Genomic DNA, 23,774 nt, shown 5'->3' on the forward strand with positions numbered 1-23,774 from the left:
GCAGGCCGCCCGCCGGTTCCGGCAGCGCCGGACGTTCCCTTACTTCACCAGACGGATGATGACGCGGCGGTTGCGCGGCTCCTTCTTGCCGTCCGGGGTCGGCACCGCGAGGTCGGACTCGCCGAAGGCGGAGATCGTCACCGCGGATTCCGGCACGCCCGCCTTGATCAGAGCTTCGCCCACCGCTTCGGCGCGCAGCGAGGAGAGACGGTCGTTGTAGCGCGCCGGGCCGGAGCGGTCGGCATAGCCCGCCACGTCGGCGCGGGAGGCCTTCTGGGTCTTGAAGGCGGCGGCGGCTTCCTTGACCACGGCGAGGGCGTCGCCCTGCAGCTTTGCGGAGTTGAGGCCGAAGTAGACGACGAACGGCGCGGTCGCCTTCATCGCCTTGGCCTTCTCCAGGTCGGCGAGCACCTTGATGCCGCCGTCGAACTGCTTGCGGCAGGCGGCGATGTCGTCGAGCTGCCAGTTCTCCTCCTGCTCCTGCATCCAGCACTCGTAGCCAGCCTGGGCGGCGGCCAGCGCCTTCGGCGCTTCGGCCTTGTAGGCCGGGGTGAGGAAGTGCATCACCTGGGCGCGCGCCGCGGTGAGTTCGGCCACCTTGCCGTCGGGCAGGTCGCGCTCGGCGATCGCCTCCGGCGCGGGCGGCGTGCCCGCGGCGGCCAGCTTGCCGCGCGCCACGAAGGCGGCGGTGTCGCGCCAGTCGTACTCGGCGCGTTCGGCGGCGGCGAGCGCCACGTACTCGTCGCGCAAGGCCTGGTCGAAGGCGTTGCCGGTGACCGCGGAGGACTGCAGCCCCTCGACGTCCCAGGCGCCGCTACATGCGGAGAGAATCCCCGCCATCCCCGCACAAGACAAGACAGTCAATGATTTGCGCATGACGAATTCCTTCTGATCCCTTCGACCCTGGGCGGCGCCTGTAGACAGGCACGAAAATCCGCCGCGATGGCGGCGGCATGGAAAACACAAGGTAAAAACCTACCCCGACTCTGCGGTAAAAGAAATTACCTGTTTACAAAAAATGCGGTTTTTTCGCGCTTCAAGTCCGTATATGACAAAGCCATGATCGAAACGCAGACGATTGCACCCGCGCCCGCCGACACGCGGCGCGACCTCATCGGCCTCTCCCGCGAGGAGCTGGCGCAGGAGCTTGCCGCCCTCGGCGAGAAGCCTTTCCGCGTCAAACAGCTCTGGCATTGGATCTACCACCAGGGGGAGACCGACTTCCCGGCGATGACGACGCTGGCCAAGGGCCTGCGCGAAACCCTGGCCGAGCGCTTTGCGGTTCGCCGCCCGCGCGTCGTCACCGAGCAGAACTCCGCCGACGGCACCCGCAAGTGGCTGCTCGCCATGCCCGACGGCAACCAGGTGGAGACGGTGCACATCCCCGAGGAGGACCGCGGCGCGGTGTGCGTCTCCACCCAGGTCGGCTGCACCATGACCTGCCGCTTCTGCCACACCGGCACCCAGCTTCTGGTGCGCAACCTGAGCGCGGCGGAAATCGTCGGCCAGTTCATGCTGGCGCGGGATTCCTACGGCGAGTGGCCGACTCCGACCGACGAGACGCGGCACCTTTCCAACGTCGTGCTGATGGGCATGGGCGAGCCGCTGTTGAACTACGACGCGGTGGTGCGGGCGATGAAGATCGTCATGGACCCGGAAGGCATCGCCATGTCGAAGCGGCGGGTGACGCTCTCCACCTCGGGCTACGTGCCCAACATCCGCCGCTGCGCCGCCGACCTCGGGGTGAAGCTCGCGGTCTCGCTGCACGCCGCCACCGACGAGGTGCGCGACGCGATCATGCCGATCAACCGCAAATATCCGATCGCCGAGCTTCTCGCCGCGTGCAGGGACTACCAGGAGATCGCGGGCGCGCGGCAGTACGTCACCTTCGAGTACATCCTGCTCAAGGGGGTGAACGATTCGCTTGCCGATGCGCGGCAGCTGGTGCGCCTGATCGAAAGTTCCGGCATCGGCGCGAAGTTCAACCTGATCCCGTTCAACGCCTGGCCCGGCGCGCCCTACGAGACGCCCGCGGTCAAGACCGTGCAGGCCTTCGCCGAGGTGCTGACCGCGGCGGGCTTCGCCGCGCCGATCCGGGTGCCGCGCGGCCGCGACATCCTCGCCGCGTGCGGGCAGCTGCGCTCCGCCAGCGAACGCCAGAAGCTCTCCCGCGTCCGCGCGCGGCAGGCCGAGGGCATCGACGATCCGCATGCGCCGCCGGAAAAATCGTAAAATCCTTGCGGATTCGGCTTGTCGCGGGACATGGGCGTCCTATACTGCCGTCCTTTCGTTTTCCCGCAGGTTCCGGGGGCTGCGCCCCGGGACGGCGGGACAAACTTGTTCGATGCGATGCTCAAGGAAAGGCATGCTCACATGACGAACGGCGTCAAGAAGGTCGTTCTGGCCTACTCCGGTGGCCTGGATACCTCGATCATTCTGAAGTGGCTTCAGGACGTCTACCACTGCGAGGTGGTGACGTTCACGGCCGACATCGGTCAGGGCGAGGAACTGGAACCGGCGCGACGAAAGGCCGAAATGCTGGGCATCAAGGAGATCTACGTCGATGACCTGCGCGAGGAGTTCGTGCGCGACTACGTGTTCCCGATGTTCCGCGCCAACGCCCTCTACGAGGGGCGCTACCTGCTCGGCACCTCGATCGCGCGTCCGCTGATCGCCAAGCGCCAGATCGAGATCGCCATCGAGACCGGGGCGGATGCGGTGTCCCACGGCGCCACCGGCAAGGGCAACGACCAGGTACGCTTCGAGCTCGGCTACTACGCGCTCAAGCCCGACATCAAGGTGATCGCGCCGTGGCGCGAGTGGGACCTGCACTCCCGCACCAAGCTGATCGAGTACGCGCAACTGCACCAGATTCCGATCCCGAAGGACAAGCACGGCGAGGCGCCCTATTCGATGGACGCCAACCTCCTGCACATCTCCTACGAGGGCAAGGCGCTGGAAGACCCGGCGCTGCCGCCCGACGAGGACATGTTCCGCCGCACCGTGAGCCCGGAAAACGCCCCGGATAAGGCCGAGATGGTGGAGGTCGAGTTCAGGAACGGCGATGCGGTGGCGGTCAACGGCGTGCGGCTTTCCCCCGCGCACCTTCTCGCCAAGCTCAACGAGCTCGGCGGCAAGCACGGCATCGGCCGCCTCGACCTGGTGGAGAACCGCTACGTCGGCATGAAGTCGCGCGGCGTCTACGAGACCCCCGGCGGCACCATCCTGTGGCAGGCGCACCGCGACATCGAGTCGATCACCCTCGACCGCGAATCGATGCACCTCAAGGACGAGCTGATGCCGCGCTACGCCAATCTCGTCTACTCCGGCTACTGGTTCAGCCCGGAGCGCGAGATGTTGCAGGCGGCGATCGATGCGAGCCAGAAGGCGGTGAACGGCTGCGTGCGGCTGAAGCTCTACAAGGGCAACGTCGTCACCATGGGCCGCGAGTCGCCCAACAGCCTCTACGACACCGCCACGGTGACCTTCGAAGAGGACGCGGTGTACGACCAGCACGACGCGGAAGGCTTCATCAAGCTCAACGCGCTGCGTCTGCGCCTGCGCTCCAACGCGCTCAAGAACCTCTGAAAAGAGGCCTGAACGGCGGTCCGGGACGCCCTTTCGCGAAAGCGGGGGCGGCCCGGACCGGCAAGAAGCGGTTTTTGGCGCGGGGACTGGGTTCCGGCGCGAAACGTCCATTGCGCGGCGTCTTGCGCTGCGTTACATATCGCCGTCCGGAAATGCGTTCGCGAAACGGTGGGCGTGGGGTGGAGGAAGGGATGAGCGTGCGGTGGGTTTCGGTGATCCTGGCGGGGATTTTGATGGCCGCGGGCGGTTCCGCCGCGGTGGCGGCCGAGGCGCAGAAGTCCAAGTCCGTGCGGCGCGATACGATGAGCGCCGAGTGCGGCTGGATCGGCAAGCGCATCATCCAGCTGCTCTCCCGCGATGACGTGGTCACCGCCGGGGAATTCCGCCAATTCTATGTCTCCTTCGGCTGCTCCGAGGCGCACCTCTCCGCCGCCTTCGGCTGCGCCATAGAGGGCGGCGCCGGGGCCGAGGCCTGCGCCGCGCGCTCCGAGTGCGTCGATCTCTGCTGGAAGTCGCCGACCGCCTCGACTCTCGACAAGTCGTCGAGCGCCACGCCGCCCGCCGCCAAGCCGGCCGCAGCGGCGCAGGGCAAGAGCAAGACCCCGCCGCCGCCGCCGAAGAAGCCGACCACGGCGAAGCCCCTGGCCTTGCCGACCGGCCCCTACGACAAGAAATAAAAGATTCGCGCGGGGGCGATTCCCCCGGTGTCTGCACGCGGGCGGCCGGGCCGTCCGAGGGTGAAGTTCGAACGCCATGAGACCTGTTGTGTTCGCGGCGTTGGCCGCCGCCTTTCTGCATGGCCTGATCTGGTACGCGACGCACGAAACCATTGCGCCGCCGGACCTCGAGGACGCGATCGAATCGCTGTCCTTCAACAACGCCACGCCGGAAGAGCGCGGACGCCCCTTCACCGATGCCGAACGCGCCGCCACCGACTACGACCTCGCCACCGTCGCGGGCGTCTCCCGCGGCATCCGCCTCTACGCCGCGACCAACCGCTTCGAGGAAATCCCGGCGCTCGCCCGCAAGCACGGACTCAAGGTCACGGTCGGCGCCTGGCTCGACAAGGACCTCGACTACAACACCAAGGAAATCGAGGCGGCGATTTCCGCCGCCAACCGCAACCCCAACGTCCGCGCCGTGGTGGTCGGCAACGAAACCCTGCTGCGCGCCGACCTCGCCTACGACCAGTTGGTCACCTATCTGCGCCAGGTGCGCAAGCGCGTCGGCGTGCCGGTCTCCACCGGAGAGATCTGGTACTCCTGGATCGAGCATCCGAAGCTCGCCAACGAAGTGGACTTCATCGCCGCGCACGTGCTGCCCTATTGGGAGGCGGTGCCGCCGAAGGACGCGGTGAAGTTCGCGGTGCAGCGCTACCAGGACCTGCGGAACGCCTTCCCCGGCAAGCGCATCGTCATCGCCGAGTTCGGCTGGCCGAGCCGCGGCTACAACCGCCACTCGGCGGAGCCGGACCCGGTGGGCCAGGCGCGCATCGTGCGCGAGTTCCTCGACGAGGCGAAGCGGCGCGGCATCGAATACAACATCGTCGAGGCCTTCGACCAGCCGTGGAAGGTCAACGAAGGCAGCGTCGGCCCCTACTGGGGCATCTTCGACGCCGACCGCAAGCTCAAGTTCTCCCTCTTCGGCACCGTGGAGCGCACCAACCTGCCGCGCCTCGCCGCGCTGGCGCTCGCCATCGGCGCGCTGGTCACGGTGTTCGGCCTCAGGCGGCGCAACCCCACCTTCGGCCATGCGTTCGCCTTTTCCGCCGCGGCCAACGCGCTCGCCGCGGCGATCGCGCTCGCCGCGATGTACCCGATCGAGAACTACCTCAACTTCGGCTCGGCGCTCGCCTGGGTGATCGGCTTCCTGCTGATGATTCCGCTGTCGGTGATGACCTTGGTGAAGGTGCACGAGGTGGCGGAGATCACGCTGGGCCGCCGCCCCCAGCGCCTGCTGCGCCCCAGCTCCGACGCGCCGGAACCCGACCGCTGGCCGATGGTCTCGATCCATATTCCGGCCTACCGCGAGCCGCCGGAGATGCTGATCCAGACCTTGAACAGCGTCGCGGCGCTCGACTACCCGAATTTCGAGGTCCTGGTCATCGTCAACAACACGCCGGAGGAACACCTCTGGCGGCCGGTGGAGGCGCACTGCGCCGCGCTCGGGCCGCGCTTCAAGTTCGTCAACCTGCCCAAGGTTTCGGGGTTCAAGGCGGGCGCGCTCAACATGGCGCTGCCGCACGCCGCGCCGGAGGCGGAAATCTACGCCCTCCTCGACGCCGACTACGTGGTGCATCCGCGCTGGCTGCGCGACCTGGCGCCCGCCTTCGCCGACCCCATGGTCGCCCTGGTGCAGGCGCCGCAGGACCACCGCGACGGCCACGAATCCCTGTTCAAGGAAGTGATGAACAGCGAATACGCCGGGTTCTTCGACATCGGCATGGTGCAGAGGAACGAGGACGACGCGATCATCACCCACGGCACCATGCTGATGATCCGCCGCTCCGCCTTCGATGAAATGGGCGGCTGGGCCACCGACACCATCACCGAGGACACCGAACTCGGCCTGCGCCTCTTGGCCGCGGGCTACCACGCGCACTACACCAACCGCCGCTACGGCTGGGGGATGCTGCCCGACACCTACAAGGCGTTCAAGACGCAGCGTCACCGCTGGGCCTACGGCGCGGTGCAGATCATCCGCAAGCACTGGCGGCTGATGCTGCCCGGGCGGTCGAAGCTTACCGGGGCGCAGCGCTTCCAGTTCGTCGCCGGCTGGTCGTACTGGCTCTCCGACGCCTTCGGCGTCGCCGCGGCGGTCCTCAACCTGGTGTGGGTGCCGGTGATTCTGTTCGTCGGCGTGCTCATCCCGATGCTGCCGTTCACCCTGCCGATTCTCGCCGCCTTCTTCGTCAACCTGTTGCACTGCATGGTGCTCTACGGCACGCGGGTGAAGGTGCCGCTGCCGCAGATCGTCGGCGCGGCGGTGGCGGCGATGAGCCTGCAACTCACCGTGGCGAGCGCCATGGCGGCGGGCTTTCTCACCGACAACCTGCCCTTCCTGCGCACCGACAAGGGCGGCGCGGCGAAGCGCAAGGCCGGGGAGAACCCGGCGAAGCGCGAGCTGATTCTCGGCATGCTGCTGCTCGCCGGCTCGATCGTCCTGGTCGCCACCAACTTCACCGGCATCACCGAGCTCAACATCTTCGCCGCGACTCTGGCGATCCAGGCGCTGCCCTTCCTCTCCGCCGCGGGGCTCGCCGCGCTCGAACGCCGCGCCACCCTGCGCGCCCGCGCCGCGGTGGCCCAGGCCGCGCCGCTGCCCGCCGCCGAATAGGCGGCCACCTGTTCAGCCGCGCCGCCGCCCCTTACATTATAGAAAGAAAATGGAAACAGGAGCGGCCATGACCCTTGCGACGGCGTGCAGCGCGGAAAAGGACACTGCCGCCGCCTTCGATGCGGCCTACCGTGTGCTCCGGGACCGCATGACGGGCGACCCGGATATCCTGTTCGCGCACTTCACCGAGGATCACGACGCCGCGGCGCTGGCGCGCGGCTTCGCCGCCCTGCCCGCCGCGGTGCGGGTGCACGGCGGCACCTCCTGCCGCGGCCTGATGACCGAGGAAGGGGTCTGCCTCGACGGTCCGGCGCTGGGGCTGCTCGGCCTGCGCCTCGCCGCAACCCGCTTCGGCACCGCCTTTGCCGAAAAGACCGATGACCCCCGCGCCGCGGCGCGCGCCGCGGTGCACGCCGCGCTCGCCGATGCCGGACGCCCCGGCGAAGTGCCGGACCTGGTGCTGCTCACCGCAGCGCCGGGCGGCGAGGAGGCGGTGCTCGCGGGCATCGCCGACGTGCTCGGCGCGGCGGTGCCGGTGTGCGGCGGCAGCGCCGCCGACGACGACGGCACCGGAAACTGGTGGGTGGCGGCGCGTGCAGGCGGCAGCCGCACCGGCCTTGCGCTCACCGTGATCTTCACCGGCGTGGCGATGAGCCGCGCCTTCCATGGCGGTTGCGCGCCGTCGCGTTTCTCCGGCGTGGTCACCGCCACCGACGGCCCGCGGGTGATCAGCCGCATCGACGGAGCCCCCGCCGCCGAGGTCTATGAAGCCTGGTACCGGGCCTGCGCCGGGCAGCCGCTCCCCCGCGACGAAAGCTTCCTCTCCTGCACCGCGCTCACCCCGCTCGGCCGCCAGGTGGGGGAGATCGGCGGCTTCGGTCTCTACGCGCTCGCCCATGTCCGGACGCTGCGCGAGGACGGCGGCATCGAGGTGCTCGCCGACGCCGCGCCGGGGCAGCAATGGCACCTCATGCTCGGCGCGCGCGACACCCTGGCCAGCCGCGCCGCCCGCACCGTGGAATCCGCCATCGCCGTGCAGTGCACCGACGTCTGCACCGTCTCCGGGGCGCTGATCGCGTTCTGCGCCGGGCTGGCGCTCACCCTCAAGGACGACATGCCCAAGGTGCAGCAGTCGCTGCGCGTCGCCATGCTGGGGCGGCCGTTTCTCGCCGCCTTCACCTTCGGCGAGCAGGGCTGCCTGCCGGAAGACCGGGCGATCCACGCCAACCTGATGATCTCCGTTTTGATCTTCGGAACGTGAGGGGGCGATGCCGAAAACCATTCCCTTCTCCGATGTCGAACTGCTGCGGGAGAGCCTGATCGAGCTCGACCGCGCGCGCGGCCACGAACGCTCGGTGCGCCTGGAAGCCGAGAGCCTGCTACGCGGCCTGCGCATCCTCAACGAAGCGCGCGACACCCGCGAGCTGTTCGATAATCTGGCGGGTATTCTGCGCCATCTCGTGCCTTTCGAGGACGCCTTCATGATCGCCCGCGAGGGCCGCGGCGGGATGCGCGTGGTGCGCTCCACGGCGCGGCAGTTCCTCGGGGTGAAGTGGGCGCCGCAGGGCGTGCTCGAACGCGTGTTCAAGGGCGAGACGGTGGCGATGTTCGATACCCACGCCGCGCCGGAATGGCGGCACCTGCCCCCCGCCGTGCGCGCCGCCGCGCGTTCCGCGGTGATGACGCCGATCCGCAGCGTGGCGCTACAGGCGGCGATGGTGTTCGTCCACCCGTCCCCGGCGTTCTTCTCCCCGGCGCAGATCCACCTGTTCAAGCGCTTCGGCCCGCTGATCGACCAGGCGCTCTCCAGCATTTCGGTGCGCGAGCGCCTGGAACGCGAATGCGGACTCGCCCAGGCGGCGACGCGCGAAAAGCTCAAGGAGATCGAGGAACGCCGCAAGGCCGAGGCGGAACTGCAGCGCGTCGGCGACCTGATGCGCAGCGCCATCGGCTTTTCGCCGATCTACCTGTGGCAACTCGACGAACGCAACCGCTACAGCTTCATCGAGGGCTGCCAGAAGGTGCTGGGCTACGAGCCGAAAGACCTCATCGGCTCCTCGGTGCCCGCCTACTTCGACGATCCGGACGACGCCAACCGCGACCCCTGGCTGGAGAACATGGCCCGTCAGCAACCCTTCGAGAACGTCGTGGTGCGCCGCCGCAAGAAGGATGGCGGCTACATCTGGGCCTCGGTGAGCGGCAGCCCGGTGCACGACGAGAGCGGGCGCTTCCGCGGCTACCGCGGCATCACCATGGACGTCACCGAAGCCACCGGGGCGAAGCTGAAACTGGAACAGATGGCGCTGCACGACGCGCTCACCGGCCTCGCCAACCGCCGCAAGTTCCTCGATCGCTTCGAAGAGGCGGCGGCGCGGCTTTCCCGCTACGGCCAGCCGGTCTCCCTGCTCGCCCTCGACATCGACAATTTCAAACGGGTCAACGACGGCTATGGCCACCCGGTCGGCGACGAGGTGCTGGTGGAGGTGGCGCGCGTGCTCGAACGCGGCGTGCGGCGCACCGACCTCGCGGCGCGCTTCGGCGGCGAGGAATTCATGATCCTGCTGCCGGACTCCGACCCCGCGGGCGCGGAAGAGGCGGCGGAGAAACTCCGCCGCGCCGTCGCCGCGCGCGCCATCGCGGTCGATTGCGAGGGACGGACGGAAATCCTCTCGGTCACCGTGAGCATCGGCGTCGCCACGATGACCAAGGACGCCCCGCTCTCTTTCGACGATCTGGTGGAACGCGCCGACCAGGCGCTCTATGCCGCCAAGCTCTCCGGCCGCGACCGCGTCTGCGTGGCCAACGGCAGCTAGAACTGGAACTTTGCGAGGGGATTCGATCCCCTCGCGCTCCCCCCGACTTTTTTCGCCGCGCAGCGGCAGGCAACCCCTGCTGCATCAACGACAGGCGTACGGCGTTTCGTGCAAAAACCACAAGTTATGGGGTCTGGGGACCGAGTCCCCAGCGGGGTTCGGGGCGGCGCCCCGGCCTGGTTTTTACGCGTCCCCGCCGAGGATATGGGCCGGGTCGGCGGTGATCGGGCGGTAGATTTCCACGCGGTCGCCCTCGGCGACCGGCGCGGTGAGCGGCGTGGCCTTGCCGAAGATGCCGACCTTCTGCCTGCCGAGGTCGATTTCCGGGAACTGGGTGAGGATGCCGGAGCGTTCGATCGCCTCCTGCACGGTGCTGCCGTCCGGCACGTCGAGCTTCAGCCAGACCTGGCGGGAGGGGGATGCATAGGCGACGCCGACGTGCAGGACCATGGCTGGGGTTCCGTATTTCAGTGGCAGCCGGGGGCGGCTGCGGCGGTTTCGGCGCGGCGCGCGGTGCGCAGTTCGAGCAGGCGCTTGGCCGCGAGCAGGAAGCCGAGGACGAGGAAGCCGCCGGGCGGCAGGACGAGCAGCAGGAAGCCCTTGTACTCGGGGATGACCACGGTCTCCAGCGCCTTGAAGGCGGGGCCGAGCATCAGCGAGGCGTTGGCGAAGAGGGTGCCGCTGCCGAGGATTTCGCGGATCGCGCCGATCAGGGTGAGCGCGCCGGTGAAGCCCATGCCCATGGCGAAGCCGTCGAGCGCGCTCAAGGACGGCGCATTGCGCGAGGCGAAGGCCTCCGCCCGGCCGAGGATGACGCAGTTGGTGACGATCAGCGGGATGAACAGGCCGAGCACCTTGTAGAGTTCGTGCGCCCAGGCGTTGATCGCGAGGTCGGCGAGGGTGACGATGCCCGCGATCACCAGGATGAACGCGGGGATGCGCACCTGCGGCGTGATCAGCCCGCGCACCAGCGAGATCGCGAGGTTGGTGAGGATGAGCACTGCGGTGGTGGCGAGCCCCATGCCGAGGCCGTTGGTGGCGGTGCTGGTCACCGCCAAGAGCGGGCACAGCGCCAGCATCTGCGAGAAGGTGACGTTGCCGGTCCACAGGCCGTCCTTGAGGATGGCGGCGGCGCGTGCGGGTTTCTTCATTCTCATGACACGCTCCTCGGCGTCGGCGTGCGGCCCGGGGCCTCGCGCTGCGGTTCGGCGGCGCCTGCGGCCTCGTCCAGCATGCGGGTGCGGTGCGCGGCGAAGAAGGCGAGCCCTTCCTTCACCGCCTTGACCACGCCGCGCGGCGTGATGGTGGCGCCGCTGAACTGGTCGAACTGCCCGCCGTCCTTCTTCACCGCCCATTTGGCGTCCGGCGTGTTGGCCAGAGATTTGCCGGCGAAGGCATCGACCCAGCGGGTCTTGCGCACGTCCACCTTGTCGCCGAGGCCGGGGGTTTCGGAGTGCTGGACGACGCGCACGCCGAGGATTTCGCCGTTGCGGTCCACGCCCATGACGATGACCACCTCGCCGCCGTAGCCCTGGCCGACGACGCGGTAGGCCACCGCGGTGACGGTGCCGCCCTTGCGCGCGCGGTAGACCGTCGTGGTCTTGCCGGAGGGGCCGTCGAGGACCACCGCGTCGGCGACCATGTCGTTGCTGCGGTAGCTTGCCGGGATCACCTGTTCGAGGGAGGCGGCCATGTCCTCCTTCTGCCGCGCCTCGATGGCGGGGGCGCTGAGGCGGTAGCCGAGCGCCAGCGTCACCGAGGCGACGAGGCAGAAACCGCCGAGCAGGACGCCCTGGAACCACGGCGCGGTACGGGTGCCGGCCATCAGCGGGTCTCCCTGGTCTTGACGGCGAGCGGGCGGCCCTTGCGGTCGCGGCCGTAGATGCGCGGCCGCACCCAACGGTCGATCAGCGGGGCGGCGGCGTTCATCAGCAGCACGGCGAAGGCCATGCCCTCGGGATAGCCGCCCCAGGTGCGGATGACGAAGATGAGGAAGCCGCAGCCCGCGCCGAAGATCATCTGGCCGGTGCGGGTGACCGGCGAGGTGACGAGGTCGGTGGCGATGAAGAACGCGCCGAACAGGGTGGAGGCGGCGAGCGCGTGCACCGCGGGCGAGAGGTAGCGGTCGGGCGCGACGAGGTGCAGCACCGAGGACGGCAGCAGAATGCCCAGCAGCAGCGCTGCGGGGATGTGCCAGGTGATGAGGCGCAGGGCGAGCAGCAGGATGCCCCCCGCGAGCAGCAGCAGCGCCGAGGTCTCGCCCAGGCTGCCCGGCGTGGTGCCGAAGAGCAGGCCGAGGAGGTCGGCGCCGTCGGCGAGCACGGAGTGCAGCGGCAGGCCGCGCGCCAGCTCGGTCTTGACGTGGCCGAGGGTGGAGGCGCTGGTCAGCGCGTCCATGTCCACATGGCCGCCGAAGCCGAAGGTGATGGCGAGGCCGTCCCGCGGCCCCGGCGCGCCGGAAAAGAAGATCGGCCGCGGCGCGAGGTAGCGCGTCATCTCCAGCGGGAAGGAGACGAGCAGGGCGACGCGCGCCACCATGGCGGGGTTGAACAGGTTCTGCCCGAGGCCGCCGAACACCTGCTTGCCGATGACGATGGCGAGAAAGGCCCCCGCCGCGCCGATCCACCAGGGGGCCCACGGCGGCAGGGTGAGCGCGAGAATCCACCCGGAGAGGATGGCCGAGCCGTCGCCGAGGGTGGCGAGCACCGGTTTTTTCGCCAGCAGCAGGCAGGCGGCCTCGAAGACCACGGCGGACGCCACGGTGACGGCGAAGAGGTAGATCGCGGGCCAGCCGAACAGGCCGAGGCCGAACACCGTGGCCGGGGTCAGCGCGATCATCACCCAGGACATGATCATCGGCGTCGTGCGCCCGGCGTGGGCGAACGGACCGGCGACGAAGGGGCGCGGATTCATGGTTCGGCGGTTCCTTCCTGGGCGGCGCGGGCCGCGGCGGCCGCGGCCTTCTTCTTTTCCATCATCGCCTTGCGTTCGGCGGCGAGCTTCTCCTGGCGGATCGCCTTCTGCTGCGCCAGGCGCTTGGCTTCCTCGTTGTGCTGTTTGACCCGCTGCTCCGCGGCGATGTGGCCCTTGGCGTAGTGGAAGCTCTGCACCAGGGGAATGCGCGACGGGCAGGCATAGGCGCAACTGCCGCAGCCGATGCAGTCCATCAACCCGGCGGAGACCGCGGCGTCGAAGTTGCCGTTGCGGATGTTGGCGGCGATTTCCAGGGGCAGCAGGCCGCACGGGCAGGCGGTGACGCAGGTGCCGCAGCGCAGGCAGGCGTGCGCCGGGCCGCGCCGGGTGTCGGAGGGCAGCAGCGCGAGAATGCCGTTCATCCCCTTGACCGTGGGAATGTCGGTGGAGCGCAGCGGCTGGCCCATCATCGGCCCGCCGGAGAGAATCTCCTGCGGCTCGGCGGTCAGCCCGCCGCACAGCGCGATGAGGTCGGAAATCGGCGTGCCGAGCACGGCGCGCAGGTTTTTCGGCTCCGCGACCGCGCCGCCGGAGACGGTGACGACGCGGGAAACCAGCGGGCGGCCGAGTTTCACCGCCTCGTAGACGGCGAAGGCGGTGGCGATGTTGTGCACCACCACGCCGATGTCGGCGGTGAGCGCGCGCGCCGGGGTTTCGAGCCCGGTCAGGGTGTGCACCAGGTGCTTTTCCGAGCCCATGGGATAGCGCGTCGGCACCGGCGCGACGTCGATGCCGGGGTGGAGGGCGGCGGCCTCGGTCATCGCCGCGGTGGCCTCCGGCTTGTTGGTCTCGATGGCGATCAGGGTGCGGCCCACCCCGAGCGCGCGGGCCATCAGGGCGACGCCCGCGGCCACCTCCTCGGCGTGCTCGCGCATCAGGCGGTCGTCGCAGGTGAGGAAGGGCTCGCACTCCGCGCCGTTCATCACCAGGGTGGTGAGTTTGTGGCGTTCGCGCAGGTTGAGCTTCACCGCGGAGGGGAAGGTGGCTCCGCCGAGGCCGACGATGCCCGCGGCGGCGACGCGCGCGGCGATCGCCGCGGGTTCCGCATCGTCGGGGAGCGGCGGCATCGGCTCCGCCCAGGTGTCCTTGCCGTCGGGAGCAAGGGTGATCGCCGGGGCGGCAAGGCCGGAGGCGTGCGGCACCGGCACCGGGCCGATGGCGGCGACGGCGCCGGAGGTGGAAGCGTGGACCGTGGCGGAGACCGGGCCCGCCGCCTCGGCGATCACCTGGCCCTTGAGCACATGGTCGCCCACCTTCACCACCGGGCGCGCCGGGGCGCCGATGTGCTGCTGTAGCGGCAGGTGCAGCACCGCGGAGATCGGCGCATCGACGATGGTCTTTTCCCGCGTGGCGTCCTTGCGCGGGTCGGGGTGGACGCCGCCCCGGATGCGGAACAGCTTCATTGCGTCAGCACTCCGTTGCCGGAACGCGGCGTCTTGCCGGTGCCGGGCTTGGGCCAGTACCAGGATTGCAGGGTCACCGGAATCGGCTCCAGGCGGATGCCGCCCGCCGGGCAGGCGGCGACGCAGGCGCCGCAGCCGGTGCAGGCGTCGGCGATGACGCCGTGAATCTGTTTCGCCGCGCCGATCACCGCGTCGGTGGGGCATTTGCGGGAGCACTTGGTGCAGCCGATGCACACCGTCTCGTCGATGCGCGCCACCATCGGGCCGGTCTCGGCGAAGCCGGAAAGGTCCACCGCGAGGCAGAGCTTTTCCGCCAGAGCGTGCGCCACGGGGCGGCCGCCGGGCGGGCAGACGGTGACCGGCGCCTCGCCCTTGGCCACCGCGGCGGCGGCGGCGGCGCATCCGGGATAGCCGCACTGGCCGCAGTTCTGGCCGGGCAGGATCGCCTCGATGTCGCCTTCCAGCGGGCTCGACTCCACATGCAGGCGTTTCGCCGCGATGCCGAGGAATACGCCCAGCCCGCCCCCGAGCGCGGTCAGTCCGACGATGGCTTCCAGCATGGCGGGTCCTCCCTTACGGCGCGACCAGGCCGGCGAAGCCCATGAACGCCATGGACAAGAGACCGGCGGTGATGAAGCTGACCGGCGCGCCGGTGAAGGCGCGCGGCACCTGCGACAGCGCCAGGCGCTCGCGCAGCCCGGCGAACAGCACCATGACCAGGGTGAACCCGGCGGCGGAGCCGAAGCCGTAGAGCACGCTCTGCACGAAGCCGTGGTTTTCCTGGATGTTGAGGAGCGCGACGCCGAGCACCGCACAGTTGGTGGTGATCAGCGGCAGGAAGATGCCCAGCACCTGGTAGAGGGTGGGAGAGATCTTCCTGATCACCATCTCGGTGAACTGCACCACCGCGGCGATCACCAGAATGAAGGTGAGAATGCGCAGGTAGGCGATGCCCAGGGGCTGCAACAGGCCGTGTTCCAGCACCCACCCGGCGGCGGTGGCCAGGGTGAGGACGAAGGTGGTGGCCATGCCCATGCCGAGCGCGGTGTCCACCTTGTTGGACACGCCCATGAAGGGGCAGAGGCCGAGGAATTTCACCAGCACGACATTGTTCACCAGAACCGTGCCGAGGATGAGAAAGAAGTATTCCGTCATGGTGCCTACCCTAGCCGAGCCATTCAACCCGGCATCTGCACGTCCCGTACCAACTCCCCGATGTCTGGAGACTGCCTTGGAAAGCGGCAGCGCCGCTTGCTATCCGGGCAATTCCCCCCGCGCCCCCCTTGTCATGAAACCGACACCCCCAGGGTGGCAAGGGCAGAAGATGTCACAAAACACACGGGGTTTCCAAGCGTTTCTGACGAAACGAGGCACGAATCCGGGCTTGGGCATATATCTTGCGAGTATGGCGGCATATTGCACGAGGGCACACGCATGCAGCGCGATAAGACCGTAGCCGCCCCTAACCACCCTGAGAAAACTGAGGATTTCCCCGAGATTCACACGGGTGGGCAGGCCCAAGAGGGTAGGGAGAAAAACCCTGGGCAGGATGCGACTCGGCAAATGCCGAACCTACCCCAAGGGCTGTTGGCGCACGTCATCGAGTCCCTCGCCTCGGGGGTTTCCATCGCCGACGCGGCGGGCACCATTCTCTACGTCAACCCGGCGTTCCAGCAGATCACCGGCTATGCCGCGGCGGAGGTGATCGGCCGCAATCACAGCGTGCTTTCCTACAAGAAGACGCCGCCCCGGGTCTACGAGGACATGTGGCGCACCATCGCCGGCGGCCGGGTGTGGACCGGGCGGCTGTTGAACCGCCGCAAGGACGGCGCGCCCTATCTCGCCGACCTCAAGGTGGTGCCGGTGGCGGGCGAGGGGGCCTCGCGGTCGCCGCACTACCTCGGGATTCAGCGCGACGTCTCCGCCGAGATGGGCCTCGAACGCCACGTCGCGGCGCAGAAGGCGCTGATCGAGAACATCATCGACGTCGCGCCGGTGGTGATGGCGCTCTTGAACGAACACGGCAAGGTGCTGATCGACAACCACGCCTACAAGGTGCTGATGGCCGACATCGGCGGCGAGGAACCGGCGTGGGAGTTCCTCAAGGCGGTGTCCGACGGCGACGCCGCGCGCTTCCTGCTGGAGCGCCGGGAATGCGACAGCGCCGAGGTGAAGATCGAGGCGGGCCGCCTCGGGCCGCGCTGGTTCACCTGCTCGGGGCTGTGGATCGACACCGCGCGCCCGGACGTGGACAGCTTCTACGAAGCCGCGCCGGGGCGGGCGCTGTTGCTCGTCTGCCTCGACGTCACCGCGCGGATGCGCGCCTTCCAGCAGGCCAAGACCTCGGCGATCCGCGCGCGCACCGCCGAGATCCAGCAGGCGCAGGGGATGCGCGAGGTGCTGCAGGGCGCGGTCTACCAGTTGCAGGGACCGCTCAACATGCTCGCCGCCGCCACCGCGATGATGGAGCGCGGCGGCGGCCTCAACCCGGCGCTCGCCCGGCCGCTCTCCGAGGTGCAGACGGCGGGGGCGGAAACCCTCGCCCGCCTGCGCGACAGCGTGCCGCACGGCGTCGCCGAGCCGGTGCTGCCGCTCAACGTCAACGAACTGGTGCGCGAGGTGATGGACTTCATGGTCGATCGCGTGCTCGCCGAGGGGGTGGCGCTCTCCTGGCTGCCTACCGCGGTGCTGCCCGCGGTCTCCGGCCGCGCCGGGCAGTTGCGCACCCTGATCAAGGTGCTGATCGACAATGCGGTGGACGCGGTGGGCGAACCCGGCGTTTCCGAACGCGGCATCGTCATCGAGACGCGGCGCGGCGCGGGCGGCGGCGTCGAGGTGGTGGTGAGCGATTCCGGCCCCGGCGTGCCCCCCGCCGACCGCGCGCGCATCTTCGAGCCGTTCTTCAGCGACTGGCGGCGCTGGCGCGGGCGGCCCGGCATGGGGCTGGCGATCGCGCAGAACATCCTCACCGAGCACGGCGGCACCATCGACGTGCAGGCCACCGCCGAGGGCGGCTGCCGCATCGTCGTCGGCCTGCCGGTGGAGGACGCGGCGCTGATCACCCGGGGGGACGGCGTCTGATGCCCACGTCGAGCGACCGCAGCGCCCTGATCGAGACCGAGCTGGAGATTCTCTTCGCGGTGAGCCGGGTGCTCAGCCTGTCGCTCGACCTGACGGAGACCTTCTCCGAACTGCTCGCCCTGCTGCACGACCGCGGCGGCTATGCCCACGGCTTCATCGTTCTCAAGGACGGCGACAGCGGCGAGTTCCTGGTGCGCGCCGCTTCCCGCGACATCGCGGGCACGCCGTCCGCGGTGCGCTACAAGCCGGGCGAGGGCGTGGTCGGGATGATCGCGGCAAGCGGCGAGGCGATGCTGCTGCCGCGCATCGCCGACGAGCCCGCCTTCCTCCACCGCTTGAAGGCGTTCGACCCGGAGCTGCCGTTCATCGGCGCGCCGATCGCGGGCGACGGCGACGAGGTGGTGGGCGTGCTCGCGGCGCAGCCGCCCGCCGAACGCGCCCTCCTCGGCGAGCGCTCGCGCTTCATGGAAATGGTCGCCAACCTGATCTCCCAGAGCGTCCGCCTCAACCGCCAGGTGCGCGCCGAACACCAGGAAATCGCCGAGGAACGCGACACCCTGCGCCGCCGCATGCGCGGCCAGCACGGCTTCGACACCATCGTCGGCCATACCCCGGTGATGCGCCAGGTGTTCGAGCAGGTGCGCCTGGTGTCGAAGTGGAACACCACGGTGCTGCTGCGCGGCGAATCCGGCACCGGCAAGGAACTCATCGCCAACGCCATCCACTACAACTCGCCGCGCGCGTCCTCCCCCTTCGTCAAGCTCAACTGCGCCGCGCTGCCCGAGAACCTGCTGGAATCCGAGATGTTCGGCCACGAGAAGGGGGCCTTCACCGGGGCCGCGGCGCAGCGCAAGGGCCGCTTCGAACTGGCCGACGGCGGCACCCTCTTCCTCGACGAGATCGGCGAGATCTCCGGCCTGTTCCAGAGCAAGCTGCTGCGCGTGCTGCAGGAGGGCGAGTTCGAACGCGTCGGCGGCGCCGAGACCCTCCGCGTCGATGTGCGGGTGATCGCCGCCACCAACCGCGACCTCGAAGGCGCGGTGGCGGAGGGCACCTTCCGCGAGGACCTCTACTACCGCCTCAACGTCATGCCGATCCGCACGCCGCCCCTGCGCGAACGCATCGAAGACATCCCCGACCTCGCCCGCTTCATGGTGGAGAAGATCGCCCGCGCGCAGCGGCGCGAACTCTCGATCGACGACGAGGCGATCCGCCTGCTGCTACGCCACCGCTGGCCCGGCAACGTGCGCGAGCTGGAAAACAGCCTGGAACGCGCCGCGATCATGAGCGAGACCGGCACCATCGACGAACGTGCGGTGGTTCTCGCCGGGTTGCAGGACCGCATGGTCGCCAGCCCCGGCATCGACGCGCCGCCGCCGCCCGCCTTCGCCCGCCCCGGGGCCGCACCGCCGCCGGACATCGGCGATTCCCCGCTTTCCGAGCGCGAGCGCGTCGTCGCCGCGCTGGAACGCGCCGGATGGGTCCAGGCCAAGGCCGCCCGCCTGCTCAACATGACGCCGCGCCAGATCGCCTACCGCATCCAGACCCTCGGCATCGACGTGAAGCAGTTCTGAGAGGTATAAAAAACTTTGCGAGGGGACTCGGCCCCCTCGCGCTCCCCGTAACTTTTTCGCCGCGCAGCGGCAGGCAACGCGTTCGTTGCAACCGTACAGGCCGATGGCGCTTCGCGCGAAAACGAAAGGTTAGGGGAGGTCCGGAGGGTCCGCGACCCTCTGGAAGGCTTTGGTTTTATCTGTTTTGAATCAATTGGGGTTTATGAGAATGCGCGTACTGTTCATCGATGCGACGGCGTCCCTGGCGGCGGTTGCGGAGCGGCTGCACGAGGCGGGCGACCCGGCCTTGGAAATCAATATCGATGCCGGGACGGGTCCGGTGGACATTCCGGCGCTTTTGGCCGCCTCGGGGGCGGACACCATTCTGGTGGACCACAGCTTCCTGCCCACCGAGGCGGCGCGGCGCTGCCCGGGGCTGCGGCATGTGGTGTTTCTCGGCACCGGCGCGCGCAGCTACATGAACATCGAGGAACTGGCCGAACTCGGCATCTCCGTGGACATCATCAAGGGCTACGGAGATGCCGCGGTGGCCGAGTGCACGCTGGCGCTGATGATGGCGGCGGCGCGCGGCATCGCGCGCATGGACCGCGGCGTGCGCGCGGGCGGCTGGCCGCGCACCGAGGGGATGCAACTCGGGGGCAAGACCCTGGGGCTGATCGGCTTCGGCGCGATCGCGGCGGAGGTGGCGCATGTCGCCGCCTTCGGCCTCGGCATGGAGGTGGTGGCCTGGAACCGCACGCCGAAGGCGCTGGGCCACGTGCGCTTCGTCGAACTGGACGAACTGCTGGCGGAGAGCCACGTGGTTTCCCTGCACCTGCTGCTGACCGATGAGACGCGGGGTTTCCTCTCGGCGGAGCGCATCGCGCGGATGCGGCCGGGGGCGATTCTGGTCAACACCGCGCGCGGCGCGCTGGTGGACGAGGCGGCGATGATCGCGGCGCTGCAATCCGGACAGATCGGTCACGGCGCGTTCGACGTGTTCGTCACCGAACCGCTGCCCGCCGGGCACCCGCTGGCGGCGCTCGACAATGTCACCCTTTCGGCGCATTCCGCCTTCCGCACGCCGGAGGCCACGGACAACCTGATCGGCGCGGCGCTTTCGATCTGCCGCGCGCGGGTGATCGACGAGGACTGACCCTCCGGTTTGTCGGCTTTGCAACAGCCGCCGATGCGACAAAACGGCGCCCATGACGGGCGTCGTTCTATTTTTATCGATTAATTTCAACAAACTAAATGGGTGTTTCGAAAACGGCACGGGGATTGCCCTAAGGGTCTGCGAGGGCGGGTTGATCCCGCGACCGACAAGAGCCGGAGGACGATCATGCCGCTGGGACTCACCGACGACGCAACGCTGCGCCACGAAGCGCCGGGCACCGGCTGCGCGGGCGCGCGCTGCGAAGCCCCGTCCACCCTTTCCGATGCGGTGCGCGCCAAGGTGGAGACCCACCCCTGCTATTCCGAGACCGCGCACCTGCGCTTCGCCCGCATGCATGTGGCGGTGGCCCCGGCCTGCAACATCCAGTGCAACTACTGCAACCGCAAATTCGACTGCGCCAACGAATCCCGCCCCGGCGTCGTCTCCGAGGTGCTCAACCCGGACCAGGCGCTGCGCAAGGTCAAGGCCGTGGCCGCCCGCATTCCGCAGCTCACGGTGATGGGCATCGCCGGGCCGGGCGACCCGCTGGCCAATCCCAAGCATACTTTCGAGACGCTGCGCCGGGTCGGCGCGGAGATGCCGGGCATCAAGCTCTGCCTCTCCACCAACGGCCTGATGCTGCCGCGCCATGTGGACGAGATCGCGGCCCTGGGGGTGGATCACGTCACCATCACGATCAACGCGGTGGACCCCCACATCGCCGCGAAGATCTATGCCTGGGTGGTGTGGGAAGGCCGCCGCCTGGAAGGCGAGGAAGCCGCCGCCATTCTCATCGCTCAGCAGCTCAAGGGCCTCTCGATGCTGGTGGAGCGCGGTATCCTGGTGAAGGTCAATTCGGTGATGGTCCCCGGCGTCAACGACCACCACCTCAAGGCGGTGTCCCGCCTGATCAAGGCGAAGGGAGCCTTTCTCCACAACATCATGCCGCTGATCTCCGCCCCCGAGCACGGCACGGTGTTCGGCCTGACCGGCCAGCGCGGCCCGACGGACGCGGAACTTGCGGCGCTGCGCGACGCCTGCGCCGACGGCATCGCGGTGATGCGCCACTGCAAGCAGTGCCGGGCGGACGCCATCGGCCTCTTGGGCGAGGATCGCAACGCCGAGTTCACCATGGACAAGGTGGCGGCGATGGAGGCGGCGGACGCCGCCCTGCCCGCGCCCGCGCCGCTGCGCATGGCGGTGGCCACCAGCGACGGCAAGGCGGTGGACGTGCACTTCGGCCATGCGCGGGAATTTTCGGTCTATGAGGTTTCGGCGCAGGGCGCGCGCTTCGTCGAGCGCCGCTCCGCCGCCGCCTATTGCCGCGGCGCGGAGGAGTGCGGCGACGGCGCGGACGACCTCGCCCGCACCATCGCCATGCTCGCCGACTGCGCCGCCGTGGTGTGCGCCCGCATCGGCCTTGCGCCGTGGGAGCGGCTGGAAGCCGCGGGCCTGCGCCCCAACGGCGAACACGGATGGGAAGCGGTGGAACCGGCGCTTGCGGCGATCTACGCCGAGCTGCGTCCCGCCGCGCCGCTTGCGCAAACCGCCCGCCGGTCCGCGGGCTGAAGCAGGAGGAAAAACCCCGGGAATCCGGGGGCATGCAGACAAGGGCTTTCGTCTGCCGCCAAGGTGTGCGAGCATCTGCCCGAATGAGGGGGATGCGCGCTACCGCCGGTGCAGCGAAAATTCCCCCGCGGCGTACCGGAGACGGGGGTCGAATACCCGGAACGCCGCGCTCGGCCATCGCCGGCGGAGAGAGGGGACTCTTGCATGGGTAAGGTTAAAGTCACTTTTGCCGACTCCGAAAAAACCGTGACGGTGCCTTCGGGGACGCGTCTGATCGATATTTCCCAGGATGCCGATACCGGCATCGTCTATGGCTGCCGCCAGTGCAATTGCGGCACCTGCATGGTCGAAGTGGTTGACGGAGAGGACGGCCTGTACCCGCCTTCCGTCTTGGAAATCAAGGTATTGGAACATCATGAAGGCGGCGCGCACAGCCGCCTTGCCTGCCAGGCCAAGGTCGTCGGCGACGTCGCTCTGCGCCCCAGACCCCGCGACTAGAGGCAGGCCCCGGAAGGAGGGTGCATGCCGAAGCCGCCGTCAGCCGTTCCGCCCGCCTCCCGCGGTTTTTCCGGCGGTTCCGGGTTCGGGGACATCGCGGCGGCGGCGGCGGTGCGCCGCTCCGACACGCCCCGCGCCCGCCGCGCCTGGACCGCGGCGCGTGCCCGCCTTCTCGGGTGGGGAAAGGGGCATTCCACCGATGCGCCGCTCGCCTCCCTGATCGCCTCTCTGTGGACCGGCGCGGCCGCCCTGCCGCCGCGCCTCGGCCTGCGCGCCTGGAGCTTCCGCAGCCTCGTCCGCCGCAGCTTTCCCGGCTGGCCGAAGGGCCGCGCCATCCCGATGCCGCGCCGCGCCGCCGCCTGCCGCCTGCACGAACCCGGCATCGCCGCCGAGCGCGCCGGCCTGGAAGCGCTGCTGCGCTCCGGCTGCGCCGCGCCCAACCCGCACAGCCACGCGCTGGCGCGCGTGCTCGCCGCGGGCTGCCTGGGCTATGGCCACATGTGGCGCGACATGGGCTTTTCCACCCGCGCCGAATTGCGGGCGATGCTGTTCGCGGTCGCGCCGCGCCTCGCCCGGCGCAACGTCCACGACATGAAATGGAAGAAGTTCCTCTATCGCGAACTTTGCAGGAGCGAGGCGGGTTATGTCTGCCGATCCCCCAGTTGCGACGCCTGCCCCGGTTACGCCGACTGCTTCGGCCCCGAAGCCTGAGGCCGACCCGGCGCTCGCCTGGCCGCACGCCATGCCCGCGGACTGGCAGGCGGCCTTCGATGCGGCGCGCGCGCCGTGCCCGCCCGATCGCCTGGAAATCCTGAAGGACCGGGCGGTCGCCGCCTTTCTCGGGCTTGCCATCGGCGACGCGCTGGGCGCGACCGTGGAGTTCCTCACCCCGCGCGAGGTGCGGGCGCAGTACGGCACCCACAAGGACATCGTCGGCGGCGGCTGGCTCCACCTCAAACCCGGCCGCGTCACCGACGATACGGACATGAGCCTGGCGCTCGGCCGCGCCATTCTCGACCGTGGCGGCCGCATCGAAGCCCGCGCCGCCGCCGAGGCCTTCTCCGCCTGGATGAGCAGGAAGCCGGTGGATATCGGCCATACCGTGCGCCGCGGCATCTCCGCCTATCGCCGCAGCGGCGTGCCCTTCGTGCCCGACAACCCGATGAACGCCGGAAACGGCGGCATCATGCGCGTGCTGCCGGTGGCGCTCGCCACCCTCGGCGCGCCCTGGGCCGAGGTGGTGCGCGCCGCCCGCCTGCAGGCCCACGTCACCCATACCTGCGAACTCGCCGACGCGGGCATGGAAATCGCCGTCGCCCTCGTCCAGACCGCGCTTGCCGCGCCGGAGGCCGACCTCGCCGCCCTCGCCGTCCTCGCCGAACGCGCCACCGCCGCCTGGCCGGACCTCAGCCCCGCCGGGAAACCGGAGGCCGGACCCACCGCCTTCGTCGGCCATACCCTGCGCGCCGTCTTCCAGGCGCTCGGGGCCGCCGCCAACCTCGAAACCGGCCTCCTCGACGTGGTCAACCGCGGCGGCGATGCCGATACCACCGGCGCCATCCTCGGCATGATCCTCGGCGCCGCCTGCGGCACCGCCGCCCTGCCCAAACGCTGGACGAAAAAACTCGACCCCGCCACCGCCCGCGCCTGCACGGACCAGGCCTCGGCGCTGATCGCCTTCTCTCCCGCCGCCTCCGGCCTCGACCGCCCGGTGACGGGGTAAAATCAAAACGTTCCGGAGGGACTCGGTCCCTCCGGGCCTCCCATAACTTTGGTTTTTGCGCGTAGCGCCATAAGACCGTCA

The 23,774-nt window shown here is 69.3% G+C and carries 21 protein-coding genes; 13 read left to right on the forward strand and 8 right to left on the reverse strand.

Features of this window, described 5'->3' with window-relative positions; genetic code table 11:
* Positions 1–39: 39 nt before the first annotated feature.
* The gene (locus O7R11_RS10080; RefSeq protein ID WP_337997387.1) at positions 40–876 is read right to left on the reverse strand and encodes an OmpA family protein; all 837 of its coding nucleotides are present in this window, start codon (positions 874–876) and stop codon (positions 40–42) included.
* A 183-nt stretch (positions 877–1,059) separates the two neighbouring features.
* Here O7R11_RS10080 and rlmN point away from each other — a divergent pair, with 183 nt between their 5' ends.
* The 6 genes from rlmN (at position 1,060) to O7R11_RS10110 (ending at position 9,737) form a co-directional block, all read left to right on the forward strand.
* Positions 1,060–2,232 carry a dual-specificity RNA methyltransferase RlmN gene (gene rlmN, locus O7R11_RS10085; RefSeq protein ID WP_337997388.1) on the forward strand — a complete coding sequence of 391 codons (1,173 nt, stop codon included), beginning with the start codon at positions 1,060–1,062 and terminating at the stop codon, positions 2,230–2,232.
* Between the two features lie 141 nt (positions 2,233–2,373).
* On the forward strand, positions 2,374–3,588 hold the full coding sequence (locus O7R11_RS10090; protein ID WP_337997389.1) for an argininosuccinate synthase: 1,215 nt from the start codon (positions 2,374–2,376) through the stop codon (positions 3,586–3,588).
* Positions 3,589–3,779: 191 nt separating this feature from the next.
* A complete protein-coding gene (locus O7R11_RS10095; RefSeq protein ID WP_337997390.1) occupies positions 3,780–4,265 on the forward strand; it encodes a hypothetical protein in 486 nt (161 codons plus the stop codon).
* Between the two features lie 76 nt (positions 4,266–4,341).
* Entirely contained in the window at positions 4,342–6,924 is a 2,583-nt protein-coding gene (locus tag O7R11_RS10100; RefSeq protein ID WP_337997391.1) for a glycosyltransferase family 2 protein, read from the forward strand.
* A 67-nt stretch (positions 6,925–6,991) separates the two neighbouring features.
* Positions 6,992–8,185 (forward strand): FIST signal transduction protein, encoded by a 1,194-nt coding sequence (locus O7R11_RS10105; protein WP_337997392.1) that lies wholly within the window; start codon positions 6,992–6,994, stop codon positions 8,183–8,185.
* Positions 8,186–8,192: 7 nt separating this feature from the next.
* A complete protein-coding gene (locus tag O7R11_RS10110; protein WP_337997393.1) occupies positions 8,193–9,737 on the forward strand; it encodes a sensor domain-containing diguanylate cyclase in 1,545 nt (514 codons plus the stop codon).
* A 183-nt stretch (positions 9,738–9,920) separates the two neighbouring features.
* Here O7R11_RS10110 and O7R11_RS10115 read toward each other — a convergent pair whose 3' ends face one another.
* The 7 genes from O7R11_RS10115 to rsxA are packed head-to-tail and all read right to left on the reverse strand — an operon-like array spanning position 9,921 to position 15,268.
* The gene (locus O7R11_RS10115) at positions 9,921–10,187 is read right to left on the reverse strand and encodes an RnfH family protein (protein ID WP_337997394.1); all 267 of its coding nucleotides are present in this window, start codon (positions 10,185–10,187) and stop codon (positions 9,921–9,923) included.
* Between the two features lie 17 nt (positions 10,188–10,204).
* Positions 10,205–10,888, reverse strand: coding sequence for an electron transport complex subunit E (locus tag O7R11_RS10120; protein WP_337997395.1), 684 nt, complete (start codon positions 10,886–10,888; stop codon positions 10,205–10,207).
* A 2-nt stretch (positions 10,889–10,890) separates the two neighbouring features.
* Positions 10,891–11,562, reverse strand: a complete 672-nt coding sequence (gene rsxG, locus O7R11_RS10125; RefSeq protein WP_337997396.1) for an electron transport complex subunit RsxG — start codon at positions 11,560–11,562, stop codon at positions 10,891–10,893.
* Entirely contained in the window at positions 11,562–12,650 is a 1,089-nt protein-coding gene (locus tag O7R11_RS10130) for an RnfABCDGE type electron transport complex subunit D (RefSeq protein WP_337997397.1), read from the reverse strand. The genes rsxG and O7R11_RS10130 overlap by 1 nt, the downstream gene beginning before the upstream one ends.
* Positions 12,647–14,113 (reverse strand): electron transport complex subunit RsxC, encoded by a 1,467-nt coding sequence (rsxC, locus tag O7R11_RS10135; protein ID WP_337997398.1) that lies wholly within the window; start codon positions 14,111–14,113, stop codon positions 12,647–12,649. Before rsxC ends, O7R11_RS10130 begins: the two co-directional genes overlap by 4 nt.
* On the reverse strand, positions 14,110–14,673 hold the full coding sequence (locus O7R11_RS10140) for an RnfABCDGE type electron transport complex subunit B (protein ID WP_337997399.1): 564 nt from the start codon (positions 14,671–14,673) through the stop codon (positions 14,110–14,112). Before O7R11_RS10140 ends, rsxC begins: the two co-directional genes overlap by 4 nt.
* 13 nt (positions 14,674–14,686) lie before the next feature.
* Complete coding sequence (rsxA, locus tag O7R11_RS10145) at positions 14,687–15,268, reverse strand: electron transport complex subunit RsxA (RefSeq protein ID WP_337997400.1); 582 nt, start codon at positions 15,266–15,268, stop codon at positions 14,687–14,689.
* Between the two features lie 408 nt (positions 15,269–15,676).
* On the opposite strand from rsxA, the gene nifL reads away from it, so the two are divergent.
* From nifL to O7R11_RS10180, 7 genes are all read left to right on the forward strand, one after another.
* Entirely contained in the window at positions 15,677–17,194 is a 1,518-nt protein-coding gene (gene nifL, locus O7R11_RS10150; RefSeq protein ID WP_337997401.1) for a nitrogen fixation negative regulator NifL, read from the forward strand.
* The gene (gene nifA / locus O7R11_RS10155) at positions 17,194–18,768 is read left to right on the forward strand and encodes a nif-specific transcriptional activator NifA (protein ID WP_337997402.1); all 1,575 of its coding nucleotides are present in this window, start codon (positions 17,194–17,196) and stop codon (positions 18,766–18,768) included. The genes nifL and nifA overlap by 1 nt, the downstream gene beginning before the upstream one ends.
* Positions 18,769–18,976: 208 nt before the next feature.
* Positions 18,977–19,903 (forward strand): NAD(P)-dependent oxidoreductase, encoded by a 927-nt coding sequence (locus tag O7R11_RS10160; protein ID WP_337997403.1) that lies wholly within the window; start codon positions 18,977–18,979, stop codon positions 19,901–19,903.
* Between the two features lie 186 nt (positions 19,904–20,089).
* Entirely contained in the window at positions 20,090–21,472 is a 1,383-nt protein-coding gene (nifB, locus tag O7R11_RS10165) for a nitrogenase cofactor biosynthesis protein NifB (protein WP_337997404.1), read from the forward strand.
* Positions 21,473–21,676: 204 nt separating this feature from the next.
* Entirely contained in the window at positions 21,677–21,970 is a 294-nt protein-coding gene (locus O7R11_RS10170; RefSeq protein WP_337997405.1) for a 2Fe-2S iron-sulfur cluster-binding protein, read from the forward strand.
* A gap of 24 nt (positions 21,971–21,994) precedes the next feature.
* Positions 21,995–22,681: a nitrogen fixation protein NifQ gene (locus O7R11_RS10175; protein ID WP_337997406.1), complete on the forward strand. Its 687-nt coding sequence runs from the start codon at positions 21,995–21,997 to the stop codon at positions 22,679–22,681.
* A 31-nt stretch (positions 22,682–22,712) separates the two neighbouring features.
* Complete coding sequence (locus tag O7R11_RS10180; RefSeq protein ID WP_337997407.1) at positions 22,713–23,693, forward strand: ADP-ribosylglycohydrolase family protein; 981 nt, start codon at positions 22,713–22,715, stop codon at positions 23,691–23,693.
* Positions 23,694–23,774: the final 81 nt, after the last annotated feature.

This window comes from Oleispirillum naphthae (assembly GCA_027864655.1).
GTDB lineage: Bacteria > Pseudomonadota > Alphaproteobacteria > Rhodospirillales > Rhodospirillaceae > Oleispirillum > Oleispirillum naphthae.

Bases quoted from the DNA above. Each gene is read 5' to 3' on its own strand.
- O7R11_RS10110 (WP_337997393.1), top strand. From the start codon at position 8,193: ATGCCGAAAACCATTCCCTTCTCCGATGTCGAACTGCTGCGGGAGAGC.
- O7R11_RS10105 (WP_337997392.1), top strand. From the start codon at position 6,992: ATGACCCTTGCGACGGCGTGCAGCGCGGAAAAGGACACTGCCGCCGCC.
- O7R11_RS10095 (WP_337997390.1), top strand. From the start codon at position 3,780: ATGAGCGTGCGGTGGGTTTCGGTGATCCTGGCGGGGATTTTGATGGCC.
- O7R11_RS10080 (WP_337997387.1), bottom strand. From the start codon at position 876: ATGCGCAAATCATTGACTGTCTTGTCTTGTGCGGGGATGGCGGGGATT.
- O7R11_RS10120 (WP_337997395.1), bottom strand. From the start codon at position 10,888: ATGAAGAAACCCGCACGCGCCGCCGCCATCCTCAAGGACGGCCTGTGG.
- O7R11_RS10160 (WP_337997403.1), top strand. From the start codon at position 18,977: ATGCGCGTACTGTTCATCGATGCGACGGCGTCCCTGGCGGCGGTTGCG.
- rsxA (WP_337997400.1), bottom strand. From the start codon at position 15,268: ATGACGGAATACTTCTTTCTCATCCTCGGCACGGTTCTGGTGAACAAT.
- nifB (WP_337997404.1), top strand. From the start codon at position 20,090: ATGCCGCTGGGACTCACCGACGACGCAACGCTGCGCCACGAAGCGCCG.
- O7R11_RS10100 (WP_337997391.1), top strand. From the start codon at position 4,342: ATGAGACCTGTTGTGTTCGCGGCGTTGGCCGCCGCCTTTCTGCATGGC.
- rsxC (WP_337997398.1), bottom strand. From the start codon at position 14,113: ATGAAGCTGTTCCGCATCCGGGGCGGCGTCCACCCCGACCCGCGCAAG.
- rlmN (WP_337997388.1), top strand. From the start codon at position 1,060: ATGATCGAAACGCAGACGATTGCACCCGCGCCCGCCGACACGCGGCGC.
- O7R11_RS10140 (WP_337997399.1), bottom strand. From the start codon at position 14,673: ATGCTGGAAGCCATCGTCGGACTGACCGCGCTCGGGGGCGGGCTGGGC.
- O7R11_RS10090 (WP_337997389.1), top strand. From the start codon at position 2,374: ATGACGAACGGCGTCAAGAAGGTCGTTCTGGCCTACTCCGGTGGCCTG.
- nifA (WP_337997402.1), top strand. From the start codon at position 17,194: ATGCCCACGTCGAGCGACCGCAGCGCCCTGATCGAGACCGAGCTGGAG.
- O7R11_RS10180 (WP_337997407.1), top strand. From the start codon at position 22,713: ATGCCCGCGGACTGGCAGGCGGCCTTCGATGCGGCGCGCGCGCCGTGC.
- O7R11_RS10170 (WP_337997405.1), top strand. From the start codon at position 21,677: ATGGGTAAGGTTAAAGTCACTTTTGCCGACTCCGAAAAAACCGTGACG.
- O7R11_RS10115 (WP_337997394.1), bottom strand. From the start codon at position 10,187: ATGGTCCTGCACGTCGGCGTCGCCTATGCATCCCCCTCCCGCCAGGTC.
- O7R11_RS10175 (WP_337997406.1), top strand. From the start codon at position 21,995: ATGCCGAAGCCGCCGTCAGCCGTTCCGCCCGCCTCCCGCGGTTTTTCC.
- O7R11_RS10130 (WP_337997397.1), bottom strand. From the start codon at position 12,650: ATGAATCCGCGCCCCTTCGTCGCCGGTCCGTTCGCCCACGCCGGGCGC.
- nifL (WP_337997401.1), top strand. From the start codon at position 15,677: ATGCCGAACCTACCCCAAGGGCTGTTGGCGCACGTCATCGAGTCCCTC.
- rsxG (WP_337997396.1), bottom strand. From the start codon at position 11,562: ATGGCCGGCACCCGTACCGCGCCGTGGTTCCAGGGCGTCCTGCTCGGC.